This is a genomic window from Mumia sp. Pv4-285, assembly GCF_041320275.1.
Lineage (GTDB): Bacteria > Actinomycetota > Actinomycetes > Propionibacteriales > Nocardioidaceae > Mumia > Mumia qirimensis.
The window spans coordinates 4,428,597-4,438,309 of sequence record NZ_CP162023.1; the positions used below are offsets into that span (position 1 = coordinate 4,428,597).

The following is a 9,713-nucleotide window of genomic DNA, read 5'->3' on the forward strand; positions in this document are numbered from 1 at the left end:
GATGGCCGGTATGGACCACCCGCCCACGCGTCGCGGGCGGCTCCGGGTCTATCTCGGTGCCGCGCCCGGCGTAGGGAAGACGTACCGGATGCTCGACGAGGGCCGCCGCCGCACCGATCGCGGCACCGACGTCGTCGTCGCGTACGTCGAGACCCACGGCCGCAAGCACACCGCCGAGCAGCTCGACGGCCTCGAGGTCGTCCCCCGTCGGGCCGTCGCGTACGGGGGCTCCTCGTACGAGGAGCTCGATCTCGACGCGGTGATCGCGCGACGGCCCGAGGTCGCCCTCGTCGACGAGCTCGCACACACCAACGTGCCCGGGGTCGAGCACACGAAGCGCTGGGAGGACGTCGTCACCCTGCTCGACCACGGCATCGACGTCGTCACCACCGTGAACGTGCAGCACCTCGAGTCGCTGAACGACGTCGTCGAGGCCATCACCGGCGTACGCCAGCGCGAGACCGTGCCCGACCAGGTGGTGCGCGACGCCGATGCCATCGAGCTCGTCGACATGAGCCCGCAGTCGTTGCGGCGTCGCCTCGCCCACGGCAACGTCTACGCCGCCGACAAGGTCGACGCGGCGCTCTCCCGCTACTTCCGCGAGGGCAACCTGTCGGCGTTGCGCGAGCTCGCGCTGCTGTGGGTCGCCGACCGGGTCGACGAAGGAATGACCCGGTACCGGCAGGAGCACCGCATCGACTCCACCTGGCCGACCCGAGAACGCATCGTCGTGGCGGTCACCGGAGGTCCGGAGTCGCCGACCCTGCTCCGCCGTGCCGCTCTGATCGCCGGCCGGACAGCGGGCGGGGAGTGGATGGCCGTCTACGTCACTCGCGGCGACGGTCTGACGAGCACCTCGCCGGACCAGCTCGCCCGACAGCACACGATGGTGCACGACATGGGCGGCAGCTTCCACACCGTCGTCGCCGACGACGTCGCCACCGGGATCCTCGAGTTCGCCCGCGCGGAGAACGCCTCCCAGATCCTGATCGGCGCGTCACGCCGGGCGCGATGGTCGGCCGCACTTCGGCCCGGCGTCGGCGAGCGCGTGATCGCCGGTTCGGGCGACGTCGACGTCCACATCGTCAGCCACGGCGAGGCGGGCCGCGGAACGCGCAACCGTCAGCGCCGCCCCGACCTCGGCACGCGGCGTACGGTGCTGGGCTACGTCCTCGGCGTGCTCGCACCGGCAGTCGCGACCTTCGTGCTGCTGTCCACCGCTGACCTTCACGACCTCACGCTCGAGTCGATGGTCATGCTGAGCGTCGTCGTGGTCGTGGCACTCGTAGGCGGCCTGGTGCCCGCCCTGCTCGCCGCGGCACTGTCCGCCCTGCTCCTCAACTGGTACTTCGTGTCTCCGACGCAGACGCTGACGATCGCCGGCGGTCAGTACGTCGCGGTGATCGCCGTCTTCGTCGTCGTGGGCGTGGCGGTCGCATCCGTCGTCGACCTTGCGGCCGGCCGCGCGGCGCAGGCACGACGCGCATCGACCGAGGCAGACGCCCTCGCGGTGCTGTCGCACAGCCTGCTGCGGGCCGGCGAGAGCCTCCCGGCCCTCCTCGCCCAGGCGACGGAGGTCTTCGGGATGCGCGGTGCCGCGATCCTGGCGAGGCACGGCGACGACGCCTGGACCACCGTCGTCGCACACGGCGACGCTCCCTCGTCGGTCAGCGCGTCCGACGTCGACGTGCCGATCGACGAGACCACGACGCTGGTCCTGCGTGGGCGGACCCTGGCCGCCTCAGAACGACGGCTCGTCACGGCGTACGCCGCCCATGCCGGGGTCGTGGGCGAGCGGCTGCGGGCGGCGGAGGAGCAAGCCCGGGCCCACGAGCTTGCCGAGGCCGACCGGACCCGTACGGCGCTGCTGGCCGCGGTCTCGCACGACCTGCGGAGCCCGCTGGCCGCGGTCAAAGCAGCGGTCACGAGCCTCCGCAACGAGGACATCGTGTGGTCGGACGAGGACGAGGCCGACCTGTTGATGACGATCGAGGAGTCGGCCGACCGGCTCGACGCCCTCGTCGAGAACCTGCTCGACATGAGCCGGCTGCGGACCGGTGCGCTCAGCGTGCTGCTGACCGACGTCGACCTTGTCGAGGTGGTGCACCGCGCGGTCGGTCCGCTCTCGGAGGCGCCTCGCATCGACGTGCGAGTCGACCCCGGTATGCCTCTCGCGTACGCGGATCCGGGGCTCCTCGAGCGGGTCCTCGCGAACCTGTGCGAGAACGCGCTCAAGCACACCGTCGGGCGCGTGACGGTCCAGGGCTCGGCGCACACGGAGCTCGGCGGTCGAGCGACAACGTGCATCCGCGTCGTCGACCACGGGCCAGGGGTCGAACCGGAGGCGTACGACCGGCTCTTCGCCCCCTTCCAGCGGCTCGGTGACGTCCCGCAAGGAGATGGCGTCGGGCTCGGCCTCGCCGTGGCCCGCGGCCTGACCGAGGCGATGTCGGGCACGCTCGAGGTCGATGAGACACCAGGCGGCGGTCTGACGTTCGTCGTGACCCTGCCGCAGGCGAAGGCACCGGACGCCGCGGCCGTACAGGTCCCCGACGAGGGCGAGGAGGACCCGCGATGACGGTCGTGCTCGCGGTCGACGACGACCCGGCGATCCTTCGCACGCTGCGCATCAACCTGCGGGCTCGCGACTACGAGGTGGAGACGGCCGGGGACGGCCGGTCGGCGCTGCAGGCTGTCGAGGACCGGGTACCTGACGTGATCCTTCTCGACCTCGGCCTCCCGGACCTCAGCGGCGTGGCAGTGATCCGGCGGGTCCGCGCGACGAGCAGGGTGCCGATCGTGGTGCTCTCGGCCCGGCACGAGTCCGACGACAAGGTCGAGGCGCTCGACGCGGGTGCCGACGACTACGTGACGAAGCCGTTCGGGATGGAGGAGCTCTTGGCCCGGGTGCGCGCCGCCGTCCGGCGTGGTGGCCTCGCCGAAGTCCCCGCCTCGGCGGTGACGATCGGCCGGCTTGTCCTCGACCCGGACGACGGCACCGCGACGAGGGACGGAGCAGAGATCCACCTCACCCCCACGGAGTGGAGGATCGTCAGCACGCTGCTCAGGCGATCTGGCCGCCTCGTGCGCCAGGCGGAGCTGCTGCGAGAGGTTTGGGGACCGGCGTACGAGAAGGAGACCCACTATCTGCGTGTCTACATGGCGCAGATCCGTCGCAAGCTCGAGGACGACGCTGCGAACCCGCAGCACTTCGTGACCGAGCCGGGCCTGGGCTACCGCTTCGTCCCCTGAGACACCTGGTCTCGAGACGGGCTCGTTCCTCGCCCTCCTCGACCAGCGAAAAAGGGGGTCCCGCTGGTCGAGGCCGGAGCGCCAGCCCCCCGCTGGTCGAGGCCGGAGCGCCAGCACCCCCGCTGGTCGAGGCCGGAGCGCCAGCGGAGGATCGAGACCACCAGCGCGTGGTCTCGAGACGGGCTCGTTCCTCGCCCTCCTCGACCAGCGGGGGACGACTCACCGCACCGTCGGCCGGTCGATGATCCACCGCCACGTGCCGTCGGGCTGTCGGCGCGCGACCTCGCACGTGGCGCCGCCCGCCCCGGCGCTCATCGGGAGGACCGTCGTCGTCAGCGCCAGGTCGCCGCGCACGAGCGGACGTCGCGGGATGCCGGCACGCACGGGCCGGTGCGCGGCGAGCGCGTGTGTGTAGAAGTCACGGATGTCGTCGTGACCGACGGCGACGCGGCCGTCGGGGAGCTCCAGCACAGCCGTCGGCTCGTACAGGGCGACCACCCCGTCGACGTCGCGGGCGGTGAGGCGGTCGACGAGCTGCGTGCTCAGCTCGTCAGGAGTGCGGGGGGCGGCGGGAGGGGCTGACCGGAGCGGCGACGGCGTGGACATGTGTTCGACCGTACGAGGAGGCGCCGACAGTTCTCCCGCGCCGTGCAGAGCGACGGTAGCGTCGCTACGCATGAGCAGCTTCCAAGACGCGCCGCGCCTGCCGGTCACCTCGCCCGGGCAGTGGCGCGACTGGTTGGCCGAGCACCACGACGACCCCGATCCTGGCGTGTGGATCGTGTGGGAACGGACGGCGGCGGCGCGCAGCGTGTCGTACGAGGAGCTCATCGAGGAGGCGCTCGCGTACGGCTGGATCGACGGTCAGGCGGCCACGCTCGACGACGAGCACTCGATGATGTGGATGACGCGCCGTCGGCGTGGCTCGGTGTGGAGCCGCCTGTCGAAGGAGCGAGTCGCCCGCGTGGTCGAGTCCGGGCGCATGACCCGGCGGGACAGGCGGCGATCGACCGCGCGAAGGCTGACGGCTCGTGGACGATCCTCGACAGCGTCGAGGCCTTGATCGTCCCGGACGACCTCGCCGCAGCGTTCGATACGGTCCCTGGCTCGCGGGAGCAGTACGAGTCCTTCACTCCCGGCCAGCGCAAGCAGGTCCTGCGCTGGCTGGTCGACGCGAAGCGACCGGCGACCCGCGAGAAGCGGATCACCGAGGCGGTGCGCCTCGCTGCCGAGGGAGTCCCCGCCAACAACCGGTGACGCCCCCGCTCAGCCGAGCGGCTGCAGGAACTCGAGCCGGTTGCCGAACGGGTCATCCGCATAGAAGCGACGGTGGCCGGGGAACGCGTCGTCCCACCGCACGTCGACGCCACCGGCCGTCAGCCGTTCCGCGACGTCGTCGATCCGCGCGACCAGGAACCCCGGGTGCGCCTTGCGTGCGGGCGCGAACTCCTTCTCGACACCCAGGTGGACCTCGATGCCGCCCGAGCGGAACCAGCATCCCCCGCGTGCCGCGAGCTCCGGCGGTTTCTCGAGCTCGTGCATCCCGAGCAGGCCGACCCAGAACGCGCGGCACGCGTCCTCCCCACCGGCGGGGATCGCGAGCTGGACGTGGTGCAGGTGGACGAACGCGAGGTGCTCGGGGTCGGAGTGCGGACCGGTCATGGGCCCACGCTAGCCGTGGCGCGTGCCACGTACGGAACACCCACGGGCGCAGGCTGGTTGTCCCGTACGTGACCACCTCCCCGGACCCCACGCGCCGCGTCGACGTCGTCGTCATCGGTGCGGGGCAGGCAGGGCTGTCGGCGGCGTACCACCTGAAGCGCCTCGGCGCCTCGTTCGTCGTCCTCGACGCCAACCCTGCACCGGGTGGCGCGTGGCAGCACCGCTGGCGGAGCCTGACGATGAGCGACGTCCACGGCATCGCGATGCTCCCCGGTCTCGACGTCCCCGAGCGGGTCAACGACGAGCCGGCGCGCACGTTCGTACCGGCGTACTACGCGGCGTACGAGGCGCGGTTCGACCTCCCGGTCGTACGCCCGGTCCGGGTGCTCCGGGTCGAGGACGCCGAGGCATCGGCGGGGTCTCGATCCTCCGCTGGCGCTCCGGCCTCGACCAGCGAGACCGCTGGTCGCGACCTCCTCGTCCGCACTGACGTCGGCACCTGGCGCGCCCCCGCCGTCATCAACGCGACCGGGACGTGGGAGCGGCCGTTCTGGCCGTCGTACCCCGGAGGGTCGTCGTTCCGCGGGCGGCAGCTGCACACCGTCGACTACGAGGGCCCTGAGGCGATGGCCGGGCTCGACGTCGTCGTCGTCGGCGGCGGCGCGTCCGCCGTCCAGATCCTAGGCGAGGTCGCACCGGTCACCGCGTCGACGACGTGGGTGACGCGCCGCGAGCCGGTCTGGCGCGTCGGCGAGTTCAACCCCGATGCCGGCCGCGACGCGGCGGCGCTGGTCGAGGACCGCGTACGGCGTGGGTTGCCGCCGCAGAGCGTCGTCAGCGTCACCGGTCTGATGCTGCGGCCGCAGGAGCAGCGCGCGGCCGCGATGGGCGCGTACGACCGGCACCCGATGTTCACGCGGATCGAGCCGGACGGGGTGCGGATGGCGGACTGGTCGTTCCGGCACGCCGACGTGATCGTGTGGGCGACCGGGTTCCGCGCGGCGCTCGGACATCTCGCCCCGCTGCACCTGCGCGAGGACACCGGCGGCGTACGCCTCGTCGCTCGTGAGGACGCCCACACCCCGACGACGGCGGCGCGCGACCACCGCGTGCAGCTCGTCGGGTACGGCCCGTCGGCGTCGACCATCGGCGCGAACCGCGCGGGACGCGTCGCGGCGCGCTCGGCGATGCGCGTCGTCGCGTCCCGGGCTGCAGCAGCCTGACCGCACCCGCTTTCGCGATCAGCGGCACCAGTACCGTCGTCGCAGCGGCAAGGACGATGTGAAGGAGTGCCATGAAGTTCACCGAGCGGGAGATGACCATCGCCGTCGAGGCGGTGGCTCGCCAGGCGTTCGAGGCGCTGCCCGGGTTCATGCGCCGCAAGGTGGGCGCGGCGTCGTGGGAGGAGCTGCCGAAGATGAGCCGTTACCAGCTTCTGTCGGCGGCCAGCACCCTGCTCCTGCCGAGCCTGACCGCGCTGCCGGAGCGGCCGACGGTCGGCGCGACGCCGGAGTTCACGGACGAGGAGTACGACGCCGCTGCGGAGTCCGTGCTGCGTGAGCGCACCGACCGGTCGGACCCGGGCACCTGGGAGCGCATCTCGCCACGCAAACGTCGCAAGCAGGTCGAGGCCGCCGTGCTTGCCTTGCGAGCCGGCGTGGAGGCGATGCCGCACCGCCAGGACCCCGACGCCCTGATCGTCCCGGACCACCTCTGACCCCGCGCTCCTCTCGTCCCCGATTTGTGCACTTGTACCGGTTCTTGGCGCAGAAAACCTTGCACGAGTGCACAAATCGGGGACGGGGACGGGGCGAGGGGCCCTGCGCGGTGCAACTAGTTGCATATGCGCCGTGTTGCATAGATACTTGCCCGCATGGCACTCGAGCACGCGATCCTCGTGTCGCTCGCCGAACGCACGGCGAGCGGCTACGACCTGACGCGCCGCTTCGACAAGTCGATCGGCCACTTCTGGAAGGCCAGCCACCAGCAGATCTACAAGGTGCTCGGCCGCATGGAGTCCGACGGGCTCGTCGCGTCGAAGGCCGTCCCGCAGGAGGGTCGTCCCGACAAGAAGGTCTACGCGATCACCGAAGCCGGACGGTCGGCCCTCCAGGACTGGTCACGCACGCCGAGCGCTTTGGAGGCGTCCCGCAGCGAGTTCGCGGTGAAGCTGCGAGGGCTCCCATACGGCGATCGTGACGCGATCCTCGCTGACGTGCACCGCCGCGCCACCGCGCACCGCGAGCGCCTCGCCTACTACCGCGCCGACGAGGCGCGCACGTTCCCCGACGTCGACGCGCTCGACGACGCCCAGCGCGCGCAGTACGCGGTGCTGCGCGGCGGCATCCTCCTCGAGCAGGCCGGGCTCGACTGGTGCGAGGAGATCGTGGAGCTGCTGGGGGGTCTCGATCGCTCCGCGCCTCGACCAGCAGGACCCTCCGCGCCTCGACCAGCAGGACCCTCCGCGCCTCGACCAGCGGGACCTACGAGCGACGGGAGCGCAGCGCGGTGAACGCCACCCACAGCACTCCCAGCGCGATCACGACGGCAGCCGCGATCAGCACCGCATGCACCCACAGGAACCCGGTCGGCGTCGAGTCCCCGACCGTTCCCTCCCAGGCCCGCTCGTCGTTCCAGATCGCCACCCCGAACCGCGGCCAGATGACGACGTTGAACACGCCGGCCAGCACCAGGAACCACGCAGCACGTCGAGAGATCACCCGTCCAGTGAACACCAGAGGTCACCATGGCTGAGCAGCCCGCCCCCACCCCGTACCCGCACCTCCTCTCGCCGATCGAGGTCGCGGGTTTCACCCTGCGCAACCGCGTGATGATGGGCTCGATGCACACCAAGCTCGAGGACCGGGCGAGCGACGTGCCCAAGCTGGCGGCGTACTTCGCCGAGCGCGCCCAGGGCGGCACCGCACTCCTCGTCACGGGCGGGTACGCCCCGAGCTGGCGAGGCTGGCTCAGCCCGATGGGCTCGACGATGGCGTCGCGCCGCCTGGCCGACCGCCACCGCGAGATCACCGACGCCGTCCACGTGCACGACAGCCGCATCCTCATGCAGGTGCTGCACGCGGGGCGCTACGGCTACTCGCCCTTCTCGAAGGGCGTCTCCTCCAAGCAGTCCCCGATCACCCCGTTCAAGCCGAGCGCGATGAGCACCCGTGAGGTGGAGCGCACCGTGCACGACTTCGTGCGTGCGGCCATGCTTGCCCAGCGCGCGGGCTACGACGGCGTGGAGATCATGGGCTCCGAGGGCTACCTCATCAACCAGTTCCTCGCGGCCCGGACCAACGACCGTACGGACGCTTGGGGCGGCACCGCCGAGAAGCGGATGCGCTTCCCGGTGGAGGTCGTGCGGCAGATCCGCGAGGCGGCCGGCGAGCGGTTCATCGTCCAGTACCGGATCTCGCTCCTCGATCTCGTCGACGACGCCCAGACGTGGGAGGAGACCGTCGAGCTGGCACGCCGGCTGGAGGCGGCGGGCGCGTCGATCCTCAACACCGGCATCGGCTGGCACGAGGCGCGCGTCCCCACCATCGTCACGTCAGTGCCGCGGGCGGCGTTCGCCTGGGTGACCGGCAAGCTGCGTCCCGAGGTCGGCATCCCGGTCATCGCCTCGAACCGCATCAACACGCCTGAGGTGGCCGAGCAGATCCTCGCCGACGGCCAGGCCGACATGGTCTCGATGGCGCGCCCGCTGCTCGCCGACGCGGCATTCGTCAACAAGGCCGCCGCAGGCCGCGCCGACGAGATCAACACCTGCATCGCCTGCAACCAGGGCTGCCTCGACCACACCTTCAAGAACCAGCGCGCCACCTGCCTGGTGAACCCGCGCGCCGGGTACGAGACCGAGCTGCGCCTCCTGCCCGTGCCGAAGCCGCGGCGCAAGAGCATCGCCGTCGTCGGTGCCGGCCCCGCCGGGCTCGCCGCCGCGACCGAGCTGGCCGACCGCGGGCACGACGTCACGCTGTACGAGGCGGACGACCAGGTCGGCGGCCAGTTCCGTCTCGCGCGACGCATCCCGGGCAAGGAGGAGTTCGCGGAGACGCTGCGCTACTACACGCGCCGGCTCGAGGTGACCGGCGTCGACGTCCGGCTCTCGACGCGGGCTACGGTCGCCGACCTGAGCGCGTACGACGAGGTCGTCGTCGCGACCGGGGTGGTCCCGAGGATCCCGGAGATCAAGGGGCTCGACCACGCGAGCGTCGCCTCGTACCCGGACGTCATCGACGGCCGCGTCGAGGCAGGGCGTCGCGTCGCTGTCATCGGAGCCGGCGGGATCGGCTTCGACGTCGCCGAGTTCCTGCTGCACCAGCCCGACGAGGAGCTCGGCGCCTGGATGGCGCGCTGGGGCGTCACCGACCCTGCGCTCGAGCCCGGCGGCCTCGCCACGAAGGTCAAGGCGCCGCCGGAGCGCGAGGTCTGGCTGCTCCAGCGCAAGGACGCCCCGCTCGGCAAGGGTCTCGCGAAGACGTCGGGCTGGGTGCACCGCGCGACGCTGAAGGACTCCGGCGTCAACATGCTCGCCGGCGTCTCGTACGAGTTCGTGGACGACGCGGGCCTGCACATCCTCGACCGGGACGGCAACGCCCAGGTGATCGAGGTGGACACGGTCGTCGTGTGCGCCGGGCAGGAGTCGGTCACCGACCTCGCCGACCCGCTGCGTGCGGCCGGCGTGAGCGTGCACGTGATCGGAGGTGCCGACGTCGCAGCCGAGCTCGACGCGAAGCGCGCCATCCGCCAGGCCACGGAGCTCGCCGCCCGTCTCTGACCCGTACCGCCTCGCCGGG

General features: G+C 71.7%; 11 protein-coding genes. 8 read left to right on the forward strand and 3 right to left on the reverse strand.

The genetic code is table 11. The features are described 5' to 3' along the window. Positions 1-10: 10 nt before the first annotated feature. Entirely contained in the window at positions 11-2,578 is a 2,568-nt protein-coding gene (locus AB3M34_RS21100; protein ID WP_370616825.1) for a sensor histidine kinase, read from the forward strand. Further along, positions 2,575-3,252, forward strand: coding sequence for a response regulator (locus AB3M34_RS21105; protein ID WP_370616826.1), 678 nt, complete (start codon positions 2,575-2,577; stop codon positions 3,250-3,252). Before AB3M34_RS21100 ends, AB3M34_RS21105 begins: the two co-directional genes overlap by 4 nt. A gap of 219 nt (positions 3,253-3,471) precedes the next feature. On the opposite strand, the gene AB3M34_RS21110 is transcribed toward AB3M34_RS21105, so the two are convergent. Further along, positions 3,472-3,858 (reverse strand): YybH family protein, encoded by a 387-nt coding sequence (locus AB3M34_RS21110; protein ID WP_370616827.1) that lies wholly within the window; start codon positions 3,856-3,858, stop codon positions 3,472-3,474. Positions 3,859-3,928: 70 nt separating this feature from the next. Between AB3M34_RS21110 and AB3M34_RS21115 the strand changes: the two genes are divergently transcribed. Together AB3M34_RS21115 and AB3M34_RS21120 are read left to right on the forward strand one after the other, a co-directional pair. Then, the gene (locus AB3M34_RS21115) at positions 3,929-4,315 is read left to right on the forward strand and encodes a YdeI/OmpD-associated family protein (RefSeq protein WP_370616828.1); all 387 of its coding nucleotides are present in this window, start codon (positions 3,929-3,931) and stop codon (positions 4,313-4,315) included. Continuing rightward, a complete protein-coding gene (locus AB3M34_RS21120; protein ID WP_370616829.1) occupies positions 4,312-4,509 on the forward strand; it encodes a YdeI/OmpD-associated family protein in 198 nt (65 codons plus the stop codon). Before AB3M34_RS21115 ends, AB3M34_RS21120 begins: the two co-directional genes overlap by 4 nt. Positions 4,510-4,518: 9 nt before the next feature. On the opposite strand, the gene AB3M34_RS21125 is transcribed toward AB3M34_RS21120, so the two are convergent. Then, positions 4,519-4,914 (reverse strand): VOC family protein, encoded by a 396-nt coding sequence (locus AB3M34_RS21125; RefSeq protein ID WP_370616830.1) that lies wholly within the window; start codon positions 4,912-4,914, stop codon positions 4,519-4,521. 68 nt (positions 4,915-4,982) lie between these two features. Between AB3M34_RS21125 and AB3M34_RS21130 the strand changes: the two genes are divergently transcribed. The 3 genes from AB3M34_RS21130 (at position 4,983) to AB3M34_RS21140 (ending at position 7,426) form a co-directional block, all read left to right on the forward strand. Beyond that, complete coding sequence (locus AB3M34_RS21130) at positions 4,983-6,137, forward strand: FAD-dependent oxidoreductase (RefSeq protein ID WP_370616831.1); 1,155 nt, start codon at positions 4,983-4,985, stop codon at positions 6,135-6,137. A 71-nt stretch (positions 6,138-6,208) separates the two neighbouring features. Beyond that, positions 6,209-6,631 (forward strand): hypothetical protein, encoded by a 423-nt coding sequence (locus AB3M34_RS21135; RefSeq protein ID WP_370616832.1) that lies wholly within the window; start codon positions 6,209-6,211, stop codon positions 6,629-6,631. Positions 6,632-6,787: 156 nt separating this feature from the next. Beyond that, positions 6,788-7,426, forward strand: coding sequence for a PadR family transcriptional regulator (locus tag AB3M34_RS21140; RefSeq protein ID WP_370616833.1), 639 nt, complete (start codon positions 6,788-6,790; stop codon positions 7,424-7,426). On the opposite strand, the gene AB3M34_RS21145 is transcribed toward AB3M34_RS21140, so the two are convergent. Further along, positions 7,398-7,634 (reverse strand): SCO4848 family membrane protein, encoded by a 237-nt coding sequence (locus AB3M34_RS21145; RefSeq protein ID WP_370616834.1) that lies wholly within the window; start codon positions 7,632-7,634, stop codon positions 7,398-7,400. The two genes, AB3M34_RS21140 and AB3M34_RS21145, sit on opposite strands and share 29 nt — an antisense overlap. A 26-nt stretch (positions 7,635-7,660) precedes the next feature. On the opposite strand from AB3M34_RS21145, the gene AB3M34_RS21150 reads away from it, so the two are divergent. Next, positions 7,661-9,694: an NADPH-dependent 2,4-dienoyl-CoA reductase gene (locus AB3M34_RS21150; RefSeq protein WP_370616835.1), complete on the forward strand. Its 2,034-nt coding sequence runs from the start codon at positions 7,661-7,663 to the stop codon at positions 9,692-9,694. Positions 9,695-9,713 lie beyond the last annotated feature (19 nt).